The organism is Gottfriedia sp. ABJ_BB2_2 (genome assembly GCF_055484705.1).
The window spans coordinates 660,552-682,838 of record NZ_JBVFKR010000002.1; the positions used below are offsets into that span (position 1 = coordinate 660,552).

The window sequence follows — 22,287 nt, forward strand, 5'->3', positions numbered from 1 at the left end:
ACAAATAAGGACCATTCTTTGGTCCTTATTTGTTTTCTGTTAAGAAATAAATTAGGTGTTAAATAGATTTCCATTTAATGCATCTATATATCTTCTAGCAGATTTTCTTACCACATCTTTTGCATTGTCTGTTACGACTCCATGAAACGCATTATATATTCTATCAAATTCCATCTTATTTACAGCATTTGAAATGTCTTGAACCTTACTTGCTGGAAGTGGGATTAGATTTGGATAACTATACATAAAACTAACCCAATTCGGGTCGGCAACCACTTGTATAATATCTCCTGTTAATAAAATCCCTTTTTGATTATTTCCATTTTTCCATTCTAAAACTGCACCTCCCTTAAAATGTCCTCCTAAGCGATGAAGCACAATTCCTTTATGTATTTCATTTGTATCACCAGACCAAAAAATAATCCGGTCACTATTCCTTACAACCCACTCTTTGTCATCTTCATGTATAAAAATTGGGACATCAAAAGCTTCTGCCCACTCAATTTGGCTTGAATAATAATGCGGATGAGATAACGCTATCGCATCAATTCCTCCTAACTGATTAATCGTTTCTATCGTGTGATGATCAAGTAAAGTGATACAATCCCATAAAATATTAAATCCATCCATTTGAATTAGATAAGCTGTTTGACCAATTCCAAATTTAGGGCTCGTTTTAATACTATATAATCCATCCTCCTCTAGTATTATGTTATTTTGATAACTTCCCTTTTTCATAGATTCTAATGTGGTCCATGATTGACCATTTTGGTTTACATATTGTCGTTCTTCATTACAGATTAAACAACTCTTCGGATGATGAATTGAGCCTTCATATTGGACTCCACAAGTAGTACAAATAAAGTTTTCCATCTCTAGTTTCAACCCTCTTTCATAAAAAGTTATTTCCATAAATAAAAAAAGACATATAAATATGTCATGACTCGAAAATGCTAACTTCGTATCCATACATTTATATGTCTAATAAAATCTAATTATTTTATATTTACTACTGTCCCTTTCGTCATCTCAAGCAGTTCATTTGGTGTTAGTTGAAAAATTGCTTTTGGATGACCCGCTGCAGCCCAAATTTCTTCGTATTGAAATAAGTCTTCGTCTATAAACGTTAAAATTGTATTTTTATGTCCTATTGGTGATACGCCACCTATTACAAAACCGGTGTGCTCACGAACAAATTCTGCATCAGCTTTCCCCAATTTTTGATTCAACAGCAGTTCAATTTGTTGTTCATTTACTCGGTTTACACCACTTGCAATCACTAATAAAGGTTGATTACTCTCTACTAATCGAAAGATAATTGACTTGGCAATTTGAGCCATTTTACAATTTAATGCATCAGCTGCTTCTTGTGCAGTTCTAGCACTCTGCGGCAATTCAATTACTTGATTATTATACCCTGATTGTAAAATCACGTCTTGTACCATTTGTGCACTTTCTTTTAAAACGCCCATCGTGATCACTTCTTTCTACTATAATGTAGTAATAATTCTATATACTAACGGAACATCCTTCATCAACAGTATTATTTCCACCAAATTGAAGTCGGAAATTCTTTTGTACTAATATTGATCAATTCACCTATTTTAGGAGTAGCAATGTTCAAATTATTTTGCTTCGCAGCTTTTAATACTCTTTCAATTGGGTCATACCAATCGTGAAATGCAAGTGTAAATGCCCCCCAGTGAATCGGTATTAGTACTTCTCCCTTCACATCAATAAATGCTTGGACTGTTTCCTCAGGCAACATATGTATCGCAGACCATCGTTCATCATATTGGCCACATTCCATTAATGCGATATCAAACGGACCGTATTTTTCACCAATTTCCTTAAAATGCGACGCATACCCACTGTCACCGCTAAAAAAGATTTTATGCTGATTACTCATTATAATCCATGAACACCATAAAGAAGCATTTCGATCTGTTAGACTTCTCCCTGAGAAATGTCTTGCAGGTGTACAAGCAATTGTTAAGCCTTCAAATGAAAATTCATCCCACCAATTGTGATCTGATATTTTATCTGTTTCAACACCCCAGCTTTCAAGGTGATTCCTTACACCTAGTGGAACAATGAAATGTTTTACTTTATGCTTTATTTTTTTGATTGTTCCATAATCTAAATGATCATAATGATCGTGTGACAAAATAACTGCATCGATAACTGGCAAATCGGCAATCTCAAACGGTAAGCTTCCACTATATCGGTTTCCTCCAAACTGAGGGAATGGGGATGGGGCGTTACCAAACATTGGATCAACTAAAATATTCTTTTTATCGATTTCGATATGAACAGCCGAATGTCCAAACCAAGTTATTTTGGCTTCATCTTGATCTGACAAAATAAAATTTTTCATATTTGTCATTGGAATTGGAACACTTGGTTTTCTGTTTGGATTAGTCTTTGCAAAATCCCTTAACATTGTATAAGTCGTTCTCAAATCTGTACTCATACTAGTTGGAATTTGATTTTGGAATTTTCCATTCTGATAGTTCTCTAACTTTTGAAAGGATTGTTTTTTCTCTTTTGAGTATGTCTTACCGAAATGTGGATAGTTATTCATAAACAAAAAGGCAATCAGAATGATCACCAATAAAATAATGATAAAGAACATTTTCTAAATACCCTCCAAGTAAAATCCGTTAAACGATCAAACCTTGTTAACTAATTTTTTAAATATTGAAATCCTTGCTTTTTTTAACACTACCATATAGTTTTACTGTTAAACAAATATAAAGAATAACTCCCATACTTCATACTTTTGTCGAACAAAAAAACACCTTTTATGATGGACATAAAAAGTGCTTTTTTTTAGTTTTGTTAGATAAGACAATTGTTAAATTTATAGCCTTGGATCGATACTTTTTTCTTTTTGCTCTTCAAATATTTTATTAGCAGCTAATTGCTTATATTCTTCGTTCTCAATCTGTATCGAAGCTAATGGGTATTCTAGCATCTTTTGACCAAGTTTATGTTCTTTTAATGAAACATTTAATTTTTTGGATATTCGTTTTTGATTTAATAGCTTTTGATATTTATGTTGCAGTTTATAGTCATAACCATATACCAGTGTTAAATATTCTGGATTTCTTACTTTTAAAAAAGGTACACAATTAGATGTTTGATGGTTCGGTTTAATGACGACACCTTCCATCTTTCTATTCGTCGTTAAAGTTTGATAGTAAGCATTTGCCTGCTCGAAAAAATCAACATCATCTAGTGATAGTACTAAATAATCATCGTCAGATAAAAATGAAAATACTTCAGAAGATGTTAATGTTGAAAATCGCTCAGTTCCATCATTATATATCATTTTTAATATATTAAATGGTTTATATTCAACAGAAGATTCACTACCATATAAATCCAATTGTTTATCATATATTTCTAATAATTCTTCATGCTCTTCAACAGATACATAAGACTTTAAAGAATCTTTGACGGCATTAAAAGTTGAATAATCATTGTGACCATATTTAGTAGAAAGCTCTTGCTTTGTACTTTTACTAACCTCTTCATGGAATCCAGATTCTTTATAACGCTCATACAATTGATTGAAATGTTGATCAAATCCCGTTTCCTTTAACAACTGTAACTCATTTCTTAAAGACTTAGATAATACATTAAATTTATCCTCAATTAACCCTTTTCCAAGTGTACTCCAAGGTAATAACTCACCATCAAGAATAAGCATTTTAATATTATTTTCTTTCATAAAATGACTAAAACGTTTGAGTAGAGTTGAATAGACATTTGTTAAATCAACATTTTTAACACGGAATCCATTGCGACTTACTGCATAACATTCTTCATTTGAACGTGATAAATAAATATTACAACGTGACCCCATATATTTTGGTTGAAGAACTACTTCTTTTACATTTCGATCTTTGAAATACTTTAACCCTTGTTGTAATGACTCTAATTCATTTGAATTAGCATCTTTATCAGCCGGACTCATTGTCCCAGAAATAAAATTAATAGAATTTTTTAATACATAATGCAATCTTTTCTTATCTTTATGATCTAATTCATTTATATTAATTGATTTCTCTCTATGTGCAAAAAGAATAGGAAGCTCTTCTTTTTTTACAACCTCTTCATCTGTTGCTTTCACACTTAGTAAAAATGGATTACTTGAATAAATACGTATACTTGTCAATTCATTCCCACTTGCTGCCCCGGTATCAATACCATACTTATTTTTTATTCTGAACATTTTTTTTGCAGCAACATGTCCAAATATATGGAATGGATGATTAGATACAGCTTCATCGTTCAAAAATGATAATTGTTCTTCAACATCTTTATTACGATCAAGTCTAAAAGTTCGTTGATGACGAGAAGAATTTGCATCCATTTTTCCTATATATCTCTTTTTACAAGGTGCATGTGTAATGAAATAAGAGGGTAAATCTTCTCCTATAAAGTGGAAGAAATCTTTACTCTCGTTGACTAATTCAAAGAACTTTTTACGCAACTCTCCATCCTGTTCCAATGTTTGAATTGAAGTGAAGAAACTTTCGAGTAAAGTTTGGTCAATTGAAGAGTTTTTCAGTTCTCCTAATAAATATTTACTTACAAAATTTTCATGGTTTCCTTTTACAAAATAAAACCAAGATCGATTCGCGTATAAAAACTCTATGATTTCTTTTGTTTTATGCCCTTTATCAATCCAATCCCCTACTAATAAAATGCGATGATTTCTATTTTTTTCTGTTTCCTCAATTATATTGTTATGAACAGGAAAACCTGCTTTTGAAAGTAAAGCTAGCAGCGATTGAACTTGTTCATGTACATCACCAACAATTGTATATTTATAGTCAATTGGTAGCTTACGAGAAAGATAGTCTTCTATATTTTCAATAACGACTTCAAATACAGTGGGATCAAGAAAATTCTTTTCACGAATTCGATGGATATTTTCGTATTTTCCTCTTTTTAAGTTAGGAATCACTTCATTTCTAAGGCGTCTCACATGGTTTTCTATTAATTTCTTTGAGCGATCTGAGTGATAATAATCTCTTACATTTTTATAATCAAATAAAATTAAATCAACATTATATGAATGTTCTTTAGCAATCTCTAGAACTTCATCACGGAAAGCTTCCGACAAACCCGTAGTATCAACAACTATAAATTCTGCATTAATAGGAAAAGCAGTAACCATTCTTAACTTTGCAAATAATAGTTCAAATGATTGCTCACTTGCTTCAAGCATAATTCGACTATGTTTATCATAATCAGCACCTAATATTTCTCTTCTTATATCATCTGAAGAAATATACTGTACATTTGTTTTAAAATGGCGTGAATGATCTTCATGTGATAAAGATGGGATTAGAATATTTTTGGCAAAGGTTGATTTTCCACATTCAGTCGATCCAACTAAGAGAAAAATCGTATGCACTTTTGTTGAAATTTTCATCTAGTATATCTCCTTATTTTTCTTTTTTGTAATAACGACTGCCTGTGAAAGTGATATCCCATTAACAATATCGCCCACTTTTTGATATGAATAATTGTAGTCCGTATCAATTACTACTTCTTCAACCCAATTCTTAAACTCTTCACTTGTCATTTCCCATTTATGATCATCATGACGGAACCCGTTCAACTGGTAATACGTGTTAAATTCTGCATTTGGGGTTGTTAAGATAAAAGTATCAAATGAAATATTTTTCATAATGGTCCTAACTAGTTTTGTTGCCTCTTTTATACTCATATGCTCAACAACCTCAGTTAGGATGACATCTACATTTTGATCTCGATCATAGAACTCTAAAAAATGTGATAAAGACTCGTAGATTGCTATATTTTCAATTTCTTTTCGACTTATCTTAAAACGTAAACGTTCACGAATCTCAGAATCTATATCTATTGCATAGTATTCATGTTCTACGATTTTCTGACTATAAGGAATTGCATAGGCCCCTTCCCCACAACCAATATCAAGTATGGGTTTATCAAAATTTAGTTGACCTGATATCCAGTCTTGTCTTTGTCTAGCTGTCCCACCAAATTTAAAATCAATATCATCATGATTTGTTTGTTCAAGCAACGCTTTAAATTCAACAAATCTTTTACGACTAGTTAGTACATTACGCGCAAATAAATAACGAATATAGTAAGGTGCATCAATTGTGACCATGCTAGTAACATATTTTCGAACAACGTCATCAGTAAAATCAATATATTCTTCAGATACAATACTTAAAAATACACATAAAACAGTTGTATAATGTAGTAAATCATGTAGTGAGTATGAGGTACTTATACGAATTTGAAAAGTTTTACTAGCTATTTCCTCAAAAGTTAAATTAAAATTTGGTAAATGTTTTTGAAAATACATTAAATAACTTGGGTTCTGAACATGAATCGCATTAATCATTACACTTTGAGTGAAATGATTAGCACTATCTTTGTCATGTAACTTTTTGATTGTTGATGAAAAAAATGTGTTGATAGCATTCAAAGGAAATAATGTTGAACAGTATCGAGTTGTATTTAAGTACTCAAATGCTTCCTCTGCTTGTTCTTTATAAGATATTTCATTATCCGCATCTTAAAAAAAAACATTGTAAGTGTCATTACTTGAATACCAAGCAAAACCAAGACCTTTTCGTATTGATTTAATACTCATTCCGGATGTTGGATTTTTTGAAATAATATATGAAAAATCAGGGTTCGTCGAGGTTAATTGAAAAATTGCCATTAAAATGTTCTTCCCTTCATTCAAACTTGAAATAATTTTAATCATATTTTAACATGTATTAATTCATTTCATATGAAATAGATAATATTGGTAATAACTAGTTTTATTTCATCAAATAAATCTATCAATTTCATTATTCATTTCTCCTAAAAAATTAGACCACATAGATATATGTGGTCTTGTCTAAAACTATGTTAAATTCCTATAATAATAATCTATTTTTTAAATAATGATCGGGCTCATAAAGACTGCGTGTAAAACTTCCCACAAAATTCAAATACCATTCCAAATTATACTGATTACTGTCCCATGTCCAACCTTAGAGTTCACTTTGACTTGTCCTCCCATAGCTTGAACTAATTCCTTCGTTACAGCCATACCTAATCCACTTCCCTCAATTGTGCTATCTGTATTCGTCCCCAGATAGTATCGATCAAATAATCGATCAATCGTCTGTTGATCCATCCCTTTACCGTTATCTTTAAAATCAATACGCCAACCGTTTTCTGGAAGTGCGACTAATTCAATATCCATTTTTGTTCCTGGTGAATTATGAATAAGGCCGTTTGCTACGATATTATCTACTATTCTATCAAAACCTTGTGGATATATCTTCGCCATAATTGGTGTGGACGGAGTTATACAATGAACTTGACTATCTACATATATAGGATGCGATGTAGCTCGTAATACTGAATCGGACAATAGGGAGCATAAGTCTTTTTCCTCTAAATTGATAGGGATAACCCCGTTTTTAAGCCTGTACGTCAAAGCAAGATCGTTGATTAGTTTGTTCATATAAAGAGTCTTCTCTAATATTGTAGAAGCAAATTGCCTTACTTCTTTGTCAGACCAACTATATTTCTCAGCTTCTAGCATATATGCATAACCCTGAATAGATGCGAGCGGTGTCTTCATATCATGTGTAACGCCAGCAATCCAATCTTCTCTGTTTTTCTGGGTTTGCACTTCAGCGTCCTTGCCTGCTTGAAGCGTTATTGCTAGTGCATTAATGGAGTCCATGACTTCGCTAAAAATACGATATTCGTGCTTCCAATCCCCCTTTTGATTCCTTCCTTCATTTTCCGATTGAATATTAGTGTAATCACCTTTTCCTAACTTTTGAATCCAACCGAGTATAGAAAGGACTGGCGTTCCAAACCTGTTTGCATACCAGAGGGAAAGTAAGATGAAGATTAGTAAAGCTGATATTAAGAAAGCAGTAATTCCAATAATGATAACTTGTTCTTCAGTTTTAAGAAGTGGGGCAGGCACTGGTTGACTTGTGGCTTTTTCAATTGGAGATTGTAAGACCCAAGTTAGATCCTTTTTTTTATCATATTGCGTATCCATCACGATGCCATAAAGAGCTTGGTTATGAGTTCTCATCGCAAGTTCCTGTATGGTATAAGATGTCACGGCATCCTTGGGCTTTTTCCAAGACGCAACTTCCATCCCCTTACGATCCAGTACTTGAACCCAACTGCCCGATTTGTTTAACTGTACGATTGTGCTATAGGAAAATGAAATCTGATGTTCCTGTATTTGGCCATCATTTTTTACTTGTTGAAGCAGATCCTTTGTTGGAGATTTGGGTGCTCCGTAAAGTAATGTGTAATAGTGTCCATCCTTCTCTTGTATCCATAATCCTAATTTATATTGAAATGTCTCTTTGTCTAGCCAATAATCCATCAGTTGACCGGGAATATAACTAGAAGGTAAGTCATTAGGTGTATTGAAAGACTGAACGACATTCCCATTCGAATCTAGACTCTGTAACCAACCTCCATCTGCTTTTAACTGCCTTATAAAAACTGAATCGACAATCAACCCTTTCGAGTCAACTTCCGCATCCGAAATGAGACGTGATATTCCCATTGGAGCAAAGTTACGATTAATTTCGATATCTTCTAACCTTCCCAACACCCAAATCACAATCATAATTGCTATTCCCACCAAAAAAAGCCCTGTCATCGCTAACTGCAACGCAAATCGTATTGCAAACCGCCTACGAATCATCTTATACTTCCCCTTTAGGTTGAATCAGTTTATACCCCATTCCTCTTACATTAACAAGGAATTTGGGTTTAGATGGATTCTTTTCAATTCTCTCACGAATGCGATGTATATGAACCATAACAGTGTTGTCATCATTATACATTTCCTCACCCCATACGCGTTGATATAGTTCACTTTTACTGAATATACGATTAGGGTGCTTACAGAGAAACAATAGCAATTGGAAAACGAGTGCCGGACAATGAGAGGTATGGCCGTCTACTGTCAACGTTCCTTCTAATTCATCAACTTGGAAGTGGCCAAAATCAAATAAAACAGTAGTAGAGTTTTCTTGTGGTTTAGCCTGCAAGTACCTGCGTAGTTGTGCTCGCATCCTTGCTACAACTTCCAACGGGTTAAAAGGCTTAGCTATGTAGTCGTCTCCTCCGACTGCGAATCCTGATAATATATCAAAATCCGATGTTTTTGCCGTAATGAACAATATTGGCGCATCAGTAGTCCGACGAATAAATGGACAAATATCCAGACCGCTTGAACCAGGCATCATTACGTCTAGCAGCACAATATCATACCGTTTTTGTTCACATGCCTTAAGAGCTGACTCACCATCAAATGCCGTATCTATATGAGAAAAACCTTCTTTTCTAAGCACAGTAACCATCATTTCTACAATTGATTGTTCATCGTCGACTATCAAGATTTTGACTTCCTTCATTTCCCATTCCTCCAACTAGAAATATATTCCATTTTATCATATCTGCATAACCCCACTGTTAAAGGAATCTTAATACTACCTTAACTTTTTCTTTGTTAAACGATAAATAGTTTATGTAGAGTTAATTTTCAAGTAATCGGGAGATAAGTTTCGTGCAATATACTAAGTTTAATTACATAATCAAACGGAGGTGCAGAAGAATGGAGAACTATTTGGAAGGACGCTTTGTACGAATAGGAATTACCACCATACTTTTATTCATGTTAGTCCCTTTTTTAGCAAGTTGTGGAGTTCAAACTAAAAATAATCATGAGGCTGCTTCAATGAACTCTAATTTAGATACAATTAAAAGTAATACAAATACAATTCACGGAGAAAACATTGCTTCTATGTTACTAGCTGGTGAATATGAAAATCTCTATCAACAGTTTAGTCTTTCATTAAAGACTATTGTAAATCTGGAGCAGTTCAGTTCTATGGCGCAATCATTTGTTTCTGACATTGTTTCATTCAATCAAATTTCAAACATAAAGTTAAATGGGAGTGAGTCATTTGTTTGGAATGATCAATCCGGGAATAAAGGTTTGACGGCAACAATAGATTCAAAAGGAATGATAACTGGAATTCAAATCATTCATTACTCTTATCATCCGAAGACTGATGAAGCGTACTCCAAGACGAAATTCGATTTGCCATTTAAAAAGGAATGGCTTGTCTTCTGGGGTGGAAAAAATATATTCGTCAATTACCACTATGAGTATGAACAGGTGCGTTATGCATATGATTTTGTTAAAGAACAGAATGGGTTTACCTATAGAGGAAATCCAAATAGAAATGAAAATTATTTCGCCTTTAATGAAGATGTTCTAGCTCCCGCAGACGGATTAGTCGTTGCGTCCATAGATGGCATAGTGGATAATTCTCCAGTTGGAAAGGTTAATGAAAGCCAGCCTGCTGGGAATTTTATTACCATTAAACATAGTAATGGAGAATATAGCACAATTGCTCACTTGAAAAATGGTTCTCTCAAAGTAAAATCAGGCGATAAAGTTACTGCTGGTCAACTCCTAGGGAAGTGTGGTAATTCAGGAAACTCCACCGAGCCCCATATACATTTTCAAGTATCAACACAAATGAATCAATCGAACGCAGTAACAATTCCAATCTCATTCAAAAACAACATACAATTGATTCGCGGTGATTCTGTGACTGGAACAACCAATAAAAAATAATGAGGTGCAAATATGAAACCGATTCAAAAAAAGAAGATTTTGACGAATAGCGGTTTAATCGAATTCGCTCGATTAGGCGAAGGAGTACCTACTGTCATCCTCATAAATGGAGGAAGTGGTCCAATTGAAGGATGGTACAAAGTATTTCACGAGTTAGCTAATGACACTACTGTGTTAGCATATAATCGGTTAGGTGTAGGAAAAAGCGATCAGCCTAAAGGTCCCCAACATGGAATTTTTATTGTAAACACACTAAGACAACTGCTGAAGGAAATAAACGTAAGTCCTCCTTATATTCTAGTTGGGCATTCCCTAGGTGGATTATATACCAACTTGTTTGCTAGACAATATCCAGAAGAAATTGCAGGGGTTGTTTTATTGGATTCTAGTCATCCAGAGGATGTAAGTATTAATGAAACACAGGGTTTACTCATCCGTGGAATTAATAAATTCTTTAAAGTTTTCGACTCATTTTCGTCCCACAAAAAATGGAATGAAGTTAATTATGTAGAAGAAACAGTTAAACAAATACAGCAGGCAGGTTCTTTTCCTAATGTCCCGTTACTCGTAGTTTCTGGAGATAAAATGCCAAAGATGATGCCTGAGCACGCTATTCAAATCAGAAGATCAAATCAAATGAATCTTGTACAACTAAGTAATCAAGGAAAACACATATTAGCTACTAATAGCGGTCACTTTCCTCAGCTATCCGAACCAGAATTAGTTATTAACGCAATTCAAGAGTGTATTCAAATGGCAAAAGAAAATTAAAAGAGAGGCATAGTGGCCTCTCTTCTTTGTGTTATTGTGATATTAGTTAATTTCTCGTAATAAATTCGCCATTTCAATTGCAGATATACCAGCATCCCAACCTTTGTTTCCTGATTTTGTACCTGCTCTTTCAATTGCTTGTTCGATATTTTCAGTCGTAAGAACACCGAAAATGACTGGTATACCAGTTTGTAGTGAAATTGAAGCAACTCCTTTTGCTACTTCATTACATACGTAATCATAATGCGTTGTTGCTCCGCGAATTACTGTTCCTAGTGTAATGATTGCATCATATTTTTTTGTATCTGCAAGTTTTTTCGAGATAAGTGGTATTTCAAATGCACCTGGCACCCAGATAACATCAATATCTGATTCTTCTACACCATGACGTTGTAAAGCATCTTGTGCACCACCAAGTAATTTTGATGTGATGAACTCATTAAAGCGTCCAACAACAACTGCAATTTTTAATCCAGATCCTATTAAATTTCCTTCAATTTTCATATTAATCTCTCCTATTAGTAGTTTAGTAAATGACCCATTTTTTCAAGTTTAGTTTGTAAATATTGTTCGTTATCTGCTTTCATTTCAGTTTGTAGAGGAACCCGCTCATTAATTTTGATTCCATAAGCTGTTAACTCTTCAATTTTATGTGGATTATTTGTTAATAAATTAACTTTCGTAATCCCTAAGTCCTGTAAAATTTCAGAAGCGATTTCGTAATTTCTTAAATCCGCTTCAAAGCCAAGATGGAGATTCGCTTCAACAGTATCAAGACCTTCTTCTTGAAGTTTATAAGCTTTTAATTTATTAAGTAGACCGATTCCTCTTCCTTCTTGTCGCAAATAAATGATTACGCCTCTTCCTTCTTTTTCAATCATATTTAAAGCAGAATGTAATTGAGGTCCACAATCACAACGACATGATCCAAACACATCGCCTGTCAAACATTCAGAGTGAACTCTTACATGGACTGGCGTACCATCATCAACATTTCCTTTCACAATGGCTACATGTTCTTTATCGTCGACTGTATTGGAATAACCAATCATATTAAAATCACCAAAATCAGTTGGTAATTTTATTTCAACTTCTCGATTTACTAGCTTTTCATTTTTTTGTCTATATGCAATTAAGTCTTTAATCGTTATCATTTTTAACTGAAACTTCTTAGCTATTTGGATTAATTCTGGTACTCTTGCCATTGTTCCATCTTCATTCATAATTTCACAGATGACTCCAACTTGCCTAGATCCAGACAGACGTGCTAAATCTACAGCAGCCTCTGTATGACCTGGTCGTTCAATGACTCCACCACTTTTTGCAATTAAAGGAAACATATGACCCGGTCTACGAAAATCTTTCGCACTACCTTCTTCTTTTAACAACTGTAAAACTGTATTCGATCGTTCAAATGCAGAAATACCAGTTGTTGAAGTATGATGATCAATACTTACTGTAAAAGCTGTACCATGTGTGTCCGTATTTTCTGTTACCATTGGATACAACTCAAACTGATTTGCAATCTCCTCCGATATTGGGACACAAATTAATCCACGTCCATAAGTAGCCATAAAGTTAATATTCTCTGGCGTTGCATATTCACCTATAACAACAAAATCGCCTTCATTTTCACGATCTTCATCATCACAAACAATGACAATTTTGCCTTTTTTTAAATCTTCAATTGCTTCTTCTATGTTAGAGAACATATGATTACTCCTTTATAAATAGCCATTTTGAGATAAAAATGAAGTTGTTATGCTTGAGTCTTTTTTTATTTCTTGTAACCCAAGCATTTTCTCAACATATTTACCTAGTAAGTCAAATTCGATATTGATCGTATCACCTACGTTTTTACTTCCTAATATTGTATGAAAGCGAGTATGAGGAATCAGTGATATAGTAATGACTTCATTTTCAACCTTAAATATTGTTAAACTCGTACCATCAATTGTGATGCTCCCTTTTGTTAAACAATATTTCGAATAACGACTTGGAATTTTTAGTTTATAAATAACTGCATTTTCAAGAGGTTTAACCGCAAGTATTTCACCCGTTGTGTCAATATGTCCGGAAACTATATGTCCACCAAATCTTCCATTTGCAGCCATTGCTCGTTCTAAATTTACTTTATGGTGATTTGATAACATTTTTAGATTAGTAGATTGATAGGTTTCTGGCATAACATCTACTGTAAATTCGTCTTTCGTAAAACTAGTCACTGTTAAACAGACTCCGTTTATCGCAATACTATCCCCTAAATGAACATCTTCAAGAATTTTTTTCGCTTGAATTGTTAGGACTAGTGTTTGTCCTTTATTAACTGTATTTTTTACTGTTCCGATTTCCTCTACAATTCCTGTAAACAAGTTAATTCACCTCGTTTTGAAGATGCATTCGAATATCAGTTCCAATTGTTTCGACCGATAATAATGTTAAATTGGTAACATCCTTCATCATTTCATTACCTAAACCATTTACTAGATTAGCATTGTGGATGCCACCAATTAGTTTAGGTGCATAATATAGTATTAGTTCGTCAAATAGATTTTCTTCTATGAAGGATGTGTGAATCTCACTTCCCCCCTCAACATAAACGGAATGGTAACCCTTTTCTGCTAATAGAGAAATGACTTCTCGTACCTTGACCTTTGACTCACTTGTTTTTATTATTTCAATTCCTTTTTCTTGATAAGGAATCAGTTGTTTTTCAGTTATTTGATTACCAACAAAAATAATTGTTTTTGTATCGATCGTATTTGCTATTTTTGAGTCGATTGGCGTTCTTAAACTCGAATCTAAAATGACTCGAACAGGTTGTCTAGTTTCACTCTCCAATCGTACTGTTAAAGATGGATTATCTTGAAGAACAGTTCCAACGCCTACTAAAATACAATCGTGTATACGACGTTCTTCATGCACTTTTTCTCTAGCCTTTGCACCAGTAATCCATTTACTATCTCCTGAATATGTCGACAGTTTTCCATCCAAGCTAAGCGCTGCTTTTAAAGTAATAAACGGTCTTTTTTTGTTTATAAACGTAAAGAAGCCTTTATATAAATTTTTAGCTTCCTCATGACATACTCCTACCTCAACTTCAATCCCTGCTTCTTTTAACTTTGAAAATCCTTTACCACTAACTTTTGGATTGTCATCTTGAATGGCTATAACAACTCTTTTAACCTTTTTCTCGATTAATAAATCCGCACATGGTGGTGTTCTACCATGATGACTGCACGGCTCTAATGTTACATAAACAGTTGATCCAACTGATTTTGTACCAGCCATATTTAAAGCATGAACCTCTGCGTGTGGTTCGCCTACTTTTACATGACACCCTACTCCAACTACTGATCCGTCTTTTACAACCACAGCTCCTACTGGTGGATTAGGACTTGTTTGTCCAATTGTTGAGCTCGCAAGTTCAATTGCTAATTTCATAAATAGTTGATCCAACTTATCACACCCTCTAATTCAAATTAATTTGAAAAAGTGAAAAAGCCCCTTAAGAATGTACTTAAGGGGCTTTAGATGTTTAAGAAAGGAAGCATACTTAAATAAACGCCAAAACAATTCATAAATTTTCATGATTGTTGCGCGTTTATTGTTGTGTAATTGATTAAAAAACACAACAAACTAAGCCTATATCAATCGTAAATTTGAAAAAATCAAATTCGTATTGATATATGCACTCCATCCTTCTCCCATCCAGACTATACTGTCGGCTCTAGATTCTAACTAGATCAGCAAACATATAAAAATCATATGCAGCTCACGGGCTTAGTATAAAAAAAATTTTATACAACACCGCCGGTTGGGACTCTCACCCGACCCCGAAGGACACACTAATTATCAAATTTGTTTCATTATAACTAGCAAATTATTCAAAGTAAAGTATTATAGATTTCAAGTTTAATAAAAGAAATATTAAAATATTAGTGGATCCCTATGTTTTTCTAGTAAAAATCTGAGATAAAAAAAGAAAAAGATCACCTAAAATTGTAAGGGGTTCTCTTCTAGGAGGGAAAACAATTTTTCACGGTATAAATTGCAATATATCGCAACAAATTAACACTATAAATAACACTGAAAGAGAATTGATATAACAGTCAATGCTCTTTTTTTTATTTGGCTCTGTTAAAGAAGACTGTTGATTTTTATTCCAGGTACTTCGCTTTCCATGGGGCGTGACTTGAGCCTCCTCCTAAAGGTAGGGATGCTAAAACCACGACGTCCTGTCGTAACGCATGCATGACCCACATCCTGTGGGCCTCCTGCGGGGTCTCAAGTTTCCCGCATCTCCCATAGGAGTCTTCGTACCTTCCATTCCAATCACTCTCTAACGTACGATACTCTTTTCATACTCTAATGGCATTTGCTAAAATCAACAATTAATATTAACAGAGCTTTTTATTTGAAAATAACATAGTTTTCAACAGCCTATTTTTCATAAAAATAACACATAAATCAGCAGAGACAATGTTAATTAATATGCTAATTTACTGCTATTTTCAGTTCTTATTTAACGAAAACCAGATTTAACGATAAAAAAGACAGACCATTTTTTTGTAAATTGGTCTGTCTTTAGGCAATTTAATTTCTACTTTTCTCTCCAATAGGAGAACTAGTTACTAAAATTGATGATCCTCTCTATGTTTTACTTATCATTTTTTTGTCAAATTGCCTTATATTTTTTTATAATATACACATTTCCTCTTACAAGTCATTTCCGACCTGACAAATCATTTTTTGCTCTTTCATTGACTCTTTTCTTTGTTTCCAACCAAAATATACCGTTACTATAACAATTGCTAATAAAATATAAATTGACGAAAATAATAATATACCAAAAAAGCAAATCGCTAGAATTGCTGACCCGATTTTTAGCCATAATGAATCAAAAATTCGCATACATGCTAAGACGCCTAGTAAAGCGTTACATAAGAAGAAAGCATTAGCAATTGCAACTAACTGCTGAATGGAAATGATGTTCAGAAAGAAAAGTGTAAACACAATAATATGAATACAAAACAAACTTAGTAAGCCACGGGTCGCAACATTATTTTTATTTTTGTACGATAACCATGTTGGTAATAATCCGTTTTTAGCTTGATCTGAAATTAATCTTGATACAGCTCCTATAACAAGCAAGACGGTGCTAATACATAGTGCGATTGTAATTGTTGATATGATTGGAGTGGCCAAATTTCCAAATAAGCTTTCAAGCAATGGTGCCAACGATTGATTTCCTATACTTTCGGAATCCGAGTGAATCCATTGAAATGCGAGTGCAACCGTTAGACTGACAACAGCAATAATGGAAAAGCTTAAAGCAACTGCTTTTGGTATTGTACGTTCAGGTGTTTTTACTTCTAGCGAATAGCTACCAATGACTTCCCATCCAATTAGTGCCCAAAATAATAGAAGTAAGCTTTGACCAAAATCAGAAACAGTAATTGGATTCGATAATGTGATGTTACCATCTACTGTAAATAATGTGTGCAAGCTTCCTACTAATAAAGTTACAACAATAAATGTGGACATAATAAATGCAAACTTACCTACATCTGTTATATTTCTTGTTAAAATCAAATAAACAAAACATAAAAGTCCGAGTGCTAACCATTTTTCATGAAAAAGTGATTGCGATGTAAGGAGCTGTAAATAATGTCCTGCTGTTCCTAATACTGCAACTGGTCCGAAACAAACTGCTAGTAAAAAGAAAATAGCCGATAGGTTTTTTATTTGAGCCCCGAATGCTCTTTCAACTGCTAAAGGTACGCCGGAATCTCCAGGGATCATCAAGCTTAGCTTTCCAAACATATGTGCAAATAACATACTCAATCCTAACATAATCAACCAAGCAAATATTGCGTAATTTCCAGCTGTATTAAAAACTGCTGGAGGTAATATAATGATACCCGAACCTAGAATAGGACCAACCATTAAGCCACTAAGCAATAAAAATCCAATTTTACGATTTCTCATAAATCACCTCAAAAGTTATTGAATCAAATACTAATCTCGTATATTTTAAGTATATGAAACATGATTCAATCGGTAAAATGAATAGTTACGATATAAACCATCGGATTTTCCGATAATTGGGGGTTACTATGGAAATTCGCCATCTGATTACTTTTAAATCAATTGTAGATATGGGTGGATTCTCAAAGGCTGCAGTTCATTTAGGCTATGCACAATCCACTGTAACAGCACATGTTCAAGCATTAGAACAAGAACTTGGCGTACCATTATTTAATCGAATCGGTAAAAAGGTACAATTAACAGAAGTTGGTGAGCATTTCTTAACTCATGCGGTAGAAATGATTCAATTATATTCAAAAGCGAAGGATGTCTTTCAAATGGATAAGGAAGAAACGTCAACACTTCGAATTGGTGCACCTGAGTCATTAACGATTTATCGACTTCCATTTATCATCCAAGCATTTCGAAAAAAATACCCAAAAGTAAACATCATTATGAAATCTGGTTCCTGCTGGGACTTGCAAGAATCATTAAAACGAGGCGATCTTGATATTGCATTTTTCTTACAAGCTAAAGTGACTGATTCTGAATTAATGATGGAAACACTTGTTGAAGAACCACTTGTCATTTTATTACCAACTCACTCAGACTCAACGAGGACACTTTCTTCATTTACAATTCATGAAAATGAAAATATTTTACTGACAGAACAAGGAAGCTATCGTGATTATTTCGAAGCATTTTTGTTAAGTAAAGGAATCCAAACAAAAACTGGAATTGAGTTTTGGAGTGTCGAGGCGATAAAACAATGCGTAATGTGTGGATTAGGAATTTCTATGCTACCACTCGTTACAGCGAACCAAGAAATTGAACAAGGAAAAATGCAATCTATTAAATGGGATACAAATCTTGGTAGTGTATTTACAATCATGTCATGGCATAAAAATAGATGGCAATCCCATGCAGCTAGAAAGTTCCAGGAAATTGTGAGGGAGCATGCTCGCAGATGGAATTTATAGTAAAAGCACGACCAATCCGAGTCAAACCTTCATTGAGGATTTAGGAATTGGTCGTGCTTTTCATTTCAATTTTTACTTAAACAGTATGACGTTCAATCAATTTAACTGACATCTCTTTTTGCGATTGTTCATTCATTAGCGCTTGATGTAATAGCTTTTGCCCCATTTCTTTTATCGGCATTTCAACAGTTGTTAGTTTCATGTATTTGGCTATTGGTTGATTATCAAAGCTAATAATTGCTAGATCATCTGGGATGACGATGCCTTTCTCATTACAACAAGTTAGAATCCCGGCTGCTACTTGATCACTCGTAACTAGTAAAGCTGTCGGTCTATTTTTTAATTCAATTAACGTATTAACGATTCGTTCCCCATCTTCAAAATAACTACAATTCTTCATAATGTGTTCATCATTGAAAGGTAGGTTGTATTTATGAAGGAAATCCTTATATGCCAAGTTTCTTTGAAGACTATTTGTACCACTACTACGTCCGATGCAATATCCAATTTTTCTGTGCCTCTTTTTGTACATATATTCTAAAGCAATGGTAAAGCTCTTATAGTGGTCAACAAAAGTCGAAGAAATCCTTGTATTCCTTGTATCCTCACATAAAATTACAGGACCATATTCTAAGTAAGCATCAACTACTTCTAAAGGGCAGATTCTTGAACAAATAATGAGAGAATCTATTTGTTTATGCTTCAACATTTCAAGTGCTTCTAATTCTCGCTCCTTATGATAGTCTGTTTGAAATAAGACAAGCTTATAATTTTTCTTAATCGCCTCTATAGAAATTCCCTCTATTAATAACCCAAAATACGGATGATTAGAATACGGTACGACTACACCAATTAAATGAGTTTTCCCTTTACTTAAGTTAACAGCATTTAAATTTCTTTGATAATTCGTTATTTCCATTGCTCGTAAAACTGCATTACGCTTTTCATCACTAACATAAGGTTCATTGTTTAATACCCTTGAAACAGTAGTAACTGAAACACCAGCAATCCTTGCAATATCCTTAATATTAGACATAATTTCACCTTTTCAAAATTTTTCTTGCTATGAAACCAGTTCCATACTTTACGCTAAATTCAAATGAAAAAGGAGGAACAAATATGAATATTTTATTTGGTTTATTTTGTTTAATTTTTATGTGCAGTACAATCTTACTTTTTGCTTCTATCGCTATCATACAACAAGAAAAGCAAATATTTAAAAAGAAAAATTGGAAATCATAAACCTTTGTTGAATACTATTTATTGCATTCGTAAATAATATGATGGGTTCTAAATAAAAGGAGGTCATTATAATGGATACAGAAAGAGCACTTGAAATAATTGCTTCACCTAATATGATCAATGTAACTTGTGATGGAGTTCCAATTTATATTCAGCATGTAAATAAAAATGAATCAACCGCTAGAGTTTATCCCCTAGATCAGCCTCATAATGATAAAGAAGTTTCATTAAGTAATTTGACGGAACACTAACTCAATACAAAAACCTCCACGACAAATGGAGGTTTTTATTTTCGATTTTTATAAAAATCTTGTGTTAGCTCGATGAACACTTGCATTGACTTAGTTTGCAATTGAATAGGTTCTGTTAAAATTGAGAAATTTCTTTTTATCGGTGTACCTTCTACATTCAATAGTACAATGGTTTGGAGTAATTTTTCTTTTTTCACTGTTAGATCGGATAAATAACTGATTCCAAGACCAGCTTCTACAGCTTCTTTAATTAACTGTGTACTACCAAACTCAACTAATTTCATTGGTCTAATATTTAATGTTTCAAATAAACGTTCAGTAGCCTCTCTAGTCCCAGACCCTACTTCACGAACAATCCAGGTTTCATGTTCTAATTGTTCAAATGTCACTTTTTTATTTTTTGCTATAGGATGATCTACCCCAGCTATAATATGCAACTCATCAGTAGCAACTTTTTCCATAAATAAATTTTGATGAACATACTCGCCCTCGACTATTCCAACATCTATTTGATGCGTCAAGACTGCTTGAGCGATTTCTCTTGTATTTCCAATTTGTACAGAAGGGGTAACATTTGGAAATTGTTGCTTACATTTTGCTAATATATGCGGAAGTACATATTCTCCAAATGTATAACTAGCTCCAATTTTTAATAATCCGTTTGCTTCGTGCATTAAATCATCTACTAAAGTAGACATTCGTTTATACAGTCCTGTAATTTCTTTTGCATGTGAGTAAACTATTTCACCTGCTTTCGTTAACTCAACAAACTTGTTTGTTCTATTTAATAACTTTGTTCCTACATTTTTTTCGAGTATTTGAATTTGTTGACTAACTGATGGCTGAGTCATATGAAGTTCTTCAGCTGCACGAGAAAAATTCTTTCTCTCAACCACTTCAATAAAAACTAAAAGTAAATGATCCATCTGTCCACCTCTTAGTATCGTTATTACTTATGATAACTATCATAATCATTTATTTTTCTTATCGTCAATCATCGCGTACGATAAATATATAGTTTGAATGAATGATTAGGAGATGAAAAATTTTGGAGCCGAATTTATCCGTACAAGAAAATCCAAAAGAACCAAATGTATATACGGAGAAAATTTACTCGTTATTACTTGGAATTGGATTTACAATATTAATCGCATGCATTGGATTTGGATTATCTAAAATCCCAAAGCTTGGATATATTGGACCTTTCGCCTACGCCATTCTCTTTAGTGTTCTGTATCGACAAATTTTTGGATATCCAGAAAAGATACGAATTGGCATTCAATTTTCTTCCAAATACTTTCTAAGACTGGCGATTGTTTTATATGGATTAAAATTAAATATGAATGTTATTTTTCACCAAGGTCTTACGATACTAATAAAAAGTATCCTAACAGTACTCTTTTCTTTTATCATACTAATGTTGATTGCAAAATGGCTAAAAGCAGATATGAATCTTTCCTTACTATTAAGTATTGGAACAGGAATATGTGGAGCTGCTGCCATCGCGGCTATTTCGCCAATTATGAAAGCGAAAGAAGAAGATACAGCAATGGGGATTGGAATCATTGCACTAGTGGGAACGATATTTTCGATTATTTATACCTTCCTCTTTCCTATCTTACATCTTAAACCAGCAGAATACGGAACTTGGGTCGGTCTTAGCCTTCATGAAATTGCAAATGTTGCTTTAGCAGCCGAACCAGCAGGAGAAAACGCGTTAGCATTTGCTTTTTTATCTAAGCTCTCAAGGGTATTCCTTCTAATTCCTGTCAGTTTTTTATTTATTATATGGATGAATAAAAAAGGAATAAAAAAAGACGATTCAGTAAAATTTACATTCCCTTGGTTTCTAATTGGTTTTATCCTGATGAGCTTTTTAGGAAGCTTCTATATTGGCGAATTTCTTGAAACAAAGGAACTTACCCATCCGATCAATTTCTTAACATCTTTCCTATTAACGATGGCAATGACTGGTTTAGGTTTAAACATCAATGCAAAAGAGCTAAGAATGAAAGCAGTTCGTCCTTTAATTGCAATTACGATTACTTCATTGTTACTATCAATCTTTACATTTTTTTGTTTATAAAAAAGACATGAAAATACTTCATGTCTTTTTACATTATTATTTTTAGATAACAATTGCACAATGTAATTTTTATGCATTTATTCGAATTTTCTACCAATTAGTGACATATTCCCTAGATTTTTTTGCGTTTTTTTGAAAAAATAGTCGAAAAATTCTTTGTATAAACTCTAAACGTATGTTATTATAAAATTCAATTAATCCTAACAAATAATATTTTTTCGTTAG

18 protein-coding genes, 2 pseudogenes and 1 riboswitch are annotated in these 22,287 nt (G+C 33.4%); of the genes and pseudogenes, 5 read left to right on the forward strand and 15 right to left on the reverse strand.

The annotated features are described in order from the left end of the window. Nucleotides 1-51: 51 nt before the first annotated feature. From ACX6U0_RS08210 to ACX6U0_RS08245, 8 genes and pseudogenes are all read right to left on the reverse strand, one after another. The gene (locus ACX6U0_RS08210; RefSeq protein ID WP_464959465.1) at nucleotides 52-873 is read right to left on the reverse strand and encodes an MBL fold metallo-hydrolase; all 822 of its coding nucleotides are present in this window, start codon (nucleotides 871-873) and stop codon (nucleotides 52-54) included. A 122-nt stretch (nucleotides 874-995) separates the two neighbouring features. Further along, nucleotides 996-1,472, reverse strand: a complete 477-nt coding sequence (locus ACX6U0_RS08215; protein ID WP_464959466.1) for a YbaK/EbsC family protein — start codon at nucleotides 1,470-1,472, stop codon at nucleotides 996-998. A gap of 71 nt (nucleotides 1,473-1,543) precedes the next feature. After that, nucleotides 1,544-2,635: an MBL fold metallo-hydrolase gene (locus ACX6U0_RS08220; RefSeq protein ID WP_464959467.1), complete on the reverse strand. Its 1,092-nt coding sequence runs from the start codon at nucleotides 2,633-2,635 to the stop codon at nucleotides 1,544-1,546. 228 nt (nucleotides 2,636-2,863) lie between these two features. Next, nucleotides 2,864-5,449 carry a metallophosphoesterase gene (locus tag ACX6U0_RS08225; protein ID WP_464959468.1) on the reverse strand — a complete coding sequence of 862 codons (2,586 nt, stop codon included), beginning with the start codon at nucleotides 5,447-5,449 and terminating at the stop codon, nucleotides 2,864-2,866. Beyond that, the gene (locus ACX6U0_RS08230; protein ID WP_464959571.1) at nucleotides 5,450-6,082 is read right to left on the reverse strand and encodes a class I SAM-dependent methyltransferase; all 633 of its coding nucleotides are present in this window, start codon (nucleotides 6,080-6,082) and stop codon (nucleotides 5,450-5,452) included. Continuing rightward, nucleotides 6,077-6,781: pseudogene (locus tag ACX6U0_RS08235) on the reverse strand (SAM-dependent methyltransferase); the annotation flags it as partial. The pseudogene ACX6U0_RS08235 and the gene ACX6U0_RS08230, both read right to left, overlap by 6 nt. 228 nt (nucleotides 6,782-7,009) lie before the next feature. After that, nucleotides 7,010-8,755, reverse strand: coding sequence for a sensor histidine kinase (locus ACX6U0_RS08240; protein ID WP_464959469.1), 1,746 nt, complete (start codon nucleotides 8,753-8,755; stop codon nucleotides 7,010-7,012). 1 nt (nucleotide 8,756) lies between these two features. Then, nucleotides 8,757-9,470 (reverse strand): response regulator transcription factor, encoded by a 714-nt coding sequence (locus ACX6U0_RS08245; RefSeq protein WP_464959470.1) that lies wholly within the window; start codon nucleotides 9,468-9,470, stop codon nucleotides 8,757-8,759. 200 nt (nucleotides 9,471-9,670) lie between these two features. On the opposite strand from ACX6U0_RS08245, the gene ACX6U0_RS08250 reads away from it, so the two are divergent. Then, on the forward strand, nucleotides 9,671-10,702 hold the full coding sequence (locus ACX6U0_RS08250) for a M23 family metallopeptidase (protein ID WP_464959471.1): 1,032 nt from the start codon (nucleotides 9,671-9,673) through the stop codon (nucleotides 10,700-10,702). A gap of 12 nt (nucleotides 10,703-10,714) precedes the next feature. Next, the gene (locus ACX6U0_RS08255) at nucleotides 10,715-11,473 is read left to right on the forward strand and encodes an alpha/beta fold hydrolase (RefSeq protein ID WP_464959472.1); all 759 of its coding nucleotides are present in this window, start codon (nucleotides 10,715-10,717) and stop codon (nucleotides 11,471-11,473) included. Nucleotides 11,474-11,515: 42 nt separating this feature from the next. Here the strand turns inward: ACX6U0_RS08255 and ribH are convergent, their stop codons facing one another. From ribH to ACX6U0_RS08280, 5 genes and pseudogenes are all read right to left on the reverse strand, one after another. After that, nucleotides 11,516-11,977 (reverse strand): 6,7-dimethyl-8-ribityllumazine synthase, encoded by a 462-nt coding sequence (ribH, locus tag ACX6U0_RS08260; RefSeq protein ID WP_464959473.1) that lies wholly within the window; start codon nucleotides 11,975-11,977, stop codon nucleotides 11,516-11,518. 14 nt (nucleotides 11,978-11,991) lie between these two features. Continuing rightward, nucleotides 11,992-13,185 (reverse strand): bifunctional 3,4-dihydroxy-2-butanone-4-phosphate synthase/GTP cyclohydrolase II, encoded by a 1,194-nt coding sequence (locus ACX6U0_RS08265; protein WP_464959474.1) that lies wholly within the window; start codon nucleotides 13,183-13,185, stop codon nucleotides 11,992-11,994. A 12-nt stretch (nucleotides 13,186-13,197) separates the two neighbouring features. Continuing rightward, nucleotides 13,198-13,845: a riboflavin synthase gene (ribE, locus tag ACX6U0_RS08270; protein WP_464959475.1), complete on the reverse strand. Its 648-nt coding sequence runs from the start codon at nucleotides 13,843-13,845 to the stop codon at nucleotides 13,198-13,200. Further along, nucleotides 13,827-14,917: pseudogene (gene ribD, locus ACX6U0_RS08275) on the reverse strand (bifunctional diaminohydroxyphosphoribosylaminopyrimidine deaminase/5-amino-6-(5-phosphoribosylamino)uracil reductase RibD). Before ribD ends, ribE begins: the two are co-directional and overlap by 19 nt. Before the next feature lie 251 nt (nucleotides 14,918-15,168). Next, nucleotides 15,169-15,321, reverse strand: a riboswitch (FMN riboswitch). Between the two features lie 871 nt (nucleotides 15,322-16,192). Beyond that, a complete protein-coding gene (locus ACX6U0_RS08280; protein WP_464959476.1) occupies nucleotides 16,193-17,464 on the reverse strand; it encodes an APC family permease in 1,272 nt (423 codons plus the stop codon). Nucleotides 17,465-17,592: 128 nt separating this feature from the next. Between ACX6U0_RS08280 and ACX6U0_RS08285 the strand changes: the two genes are divergently transcribed. Then, on the forward strand, nucleotides 17,593-18,483 hold the full coding sequence (locus ACX6U0_RS08285; RefSeq protein ID WP_464959477.1) for a LysR family transcriptional regulator: 891 nt from the start codon (nucleotides 17,593-17,595) through the stop codon (nucleotides 18,481-18,483). A gap of 76 nt (nucleotides 18,484-18,559) precedes the next feature. Here the strand turns inward: ACX6U0_RS08285 and ACX6U0_RS08290 are convergent, their stop codons facing one another. After that, nucleotides 18,560-19,519, reverse strand: coding sequence for a LacI family DNA-binding transcriptional regulator (locus ACX6U0_RS08290; RefSeq protein WP_464959478.1), 960 nt, complete (start codon nucleotides 19,517-19,519; stop codon nucleotides 18,560-18,562). A gap of 277 nt (nucleotides 19,520-19,796) precedes the next feature. On the opposite strand from ACX6U0_RS08290, the gene ACX6U0_RS08295 reads away from it, so the two are divergent. Then, nucleotides 19,797-19,976, forward strand: a complete 180-nt coding sequence (locus ACX6U0_RS08295) for an H-type small acid-soluble spore protein (protein ID WP_464959479.1) — start codon at nucleotides 19,797-19,799, stop codon at nucleotides 19,974-19,976. A 35-nt stretch (nucleotides 19,977-20,011) separates the two neighbouring features. Here ACX6U0_RS08295 and ACX6U0_RS08300 read toward each other — a convergent pair whose 3' ends face one another. Continuing rightward, nucleotides 20,012-20,902: a LysR family transcriptional regulator gene (locus tag ACX6U0_RS08300; RefSeq protein ID WP_464959480.1), complete on the reverse strand. Its 891-nt coding sequence runs from the start codon at nucleotides 20,900-20,902 to the stop codon at nucleotides 20,012-20,014. Nucleotides 20,903-21,024: 122 nt separating this feature from the next. On the opposite strand from ACX6U0_RS08300, the gene ACX6U0_RS08305 reads away from it, so the two are divergent. After that, nucleotides 21,025-22,062: a YeiH family protein gene (locus ACX6U0_RS08305; protein ID WP_464959481.1), complete on the forward strand. Its 1,038-nt coding sequence runs from the start codon at nucleotides 21,025-21,027 to the stop codon at nucleotides 22,060-22,062. Nucleotides 22,063-22,287: the final 225 nt, after the last annotated feature.

Excerpts from the sequence above, each read along its gene's own strand:
- ACX6U0_RS08265 (WP_464959474.1), bottom strand. The coding sequence starts at position 13,185 with ATGTTCTCTAACATAGAAGAAGCAATTGAAGATTTAAAAAAAGGCAAA.
- ACX6U0_RS08300 (WP_464959480.1), bottom strand. The coding sequence starts at position 20,902 with ATGGATCATTTACTTTTAGTTTTTATTGAAGTGGTTGAGAGAAAGAAT.
- ACX6U0_RS08285 (WP_464959477.1), top strand. The coding sequence starts at position 17,593 with ATGGAAATTCGCCATCTGATTACTTTTAAATCAATTGTAGATATGGGT.
- ACX6U0_RS08255 (WP_464959472.1), top strand. The coding sequence starts at position 10,715 with ATGAAACCGATTCAAAAAAAGAAGATTTTGACGAATAGCGGTTTAATC.
- ACX6U0_RS08215 (WP_464959466.1), bottom strand. The coding sequence starts at position 1,472 with ATGGGCGTTTTAAAAGAAAGTGCACAAATGGTACAAGACGTGATTTTA.
- ACX6U0_RS08290 (WP_464959478.1), bottom strand. The coding sequence starts at position 19,519 with ATGTCTAATATTAAGGATATTGCAAGGATTGCTGGTGTTTCAGTTACT.
- ACX6U0_RS08240 (WP_464959469.1), bottom strand. The coding sequence starts at position 8,755 with ATGATTCGTAGGCGGTTTGCAATACGATTTGCGTTGCAGTTAGCGATG.
- ACX6U0_RS08245 (WP_464959470.1), bottom strand. The coding sequence starts at position 9,470 with ATGAAGGAAGTCAAAATCTTGATAGTCGACGATGAACAATCAATTGTA.
- ACX6U0_RS08225 (WP_464959468.1), bottom strand. The coding sequence starts at position 5,449 with ATGAAAATTTCAACAAAAGTGCATACGATTTTTCTCTTAGTTGGATCG.
- ACX6U0_RS08250 (WP_464959471.1), top strand. The coding sequence starts at position 9,671 with ATGGAGAACTATTTGGAAGGACGCTTTGTACGAATAGGAATTACCACC.
- ACX6U0_RS08220 (WP_464959467.1), bottom strand. The coding sequence starts at position 2,635 with ATGTTCTTTATCATTATTTTATTGGTGATCATTCTGATTGCCTTTTTG.
- ACX6U0_RS08295 (WP_464959479.1), top strand. The coding sequence starts at position 19,797 with ATGGATACAGAAAGAGCACTTGAAATAATTGCTTCACCTAATATGATC.
- ACX6U0_RS08280 (WP_464959476.1), bottom strand. The coding sequence starts at position 17,464 with ATGAGAAATCGTAAAATTGGATTTTTATTGCTTAGTGGCTTAATGGTT.
- ribH (WP_464959473.1), bottom strand. The coding sequence starts at position 11,977 with ATGAAAATTGAAGGAAATTTAATAGGATCTGGATTAAAAATTGCAGTT.
- ACX6U0_RS08210 (WP_464959465.1), bottom strand. The coding sequence starts at position 873 with ATGGAAAACTTTATTTGTACTACTTGTGGAGTCCAATATGAAGGCTCA.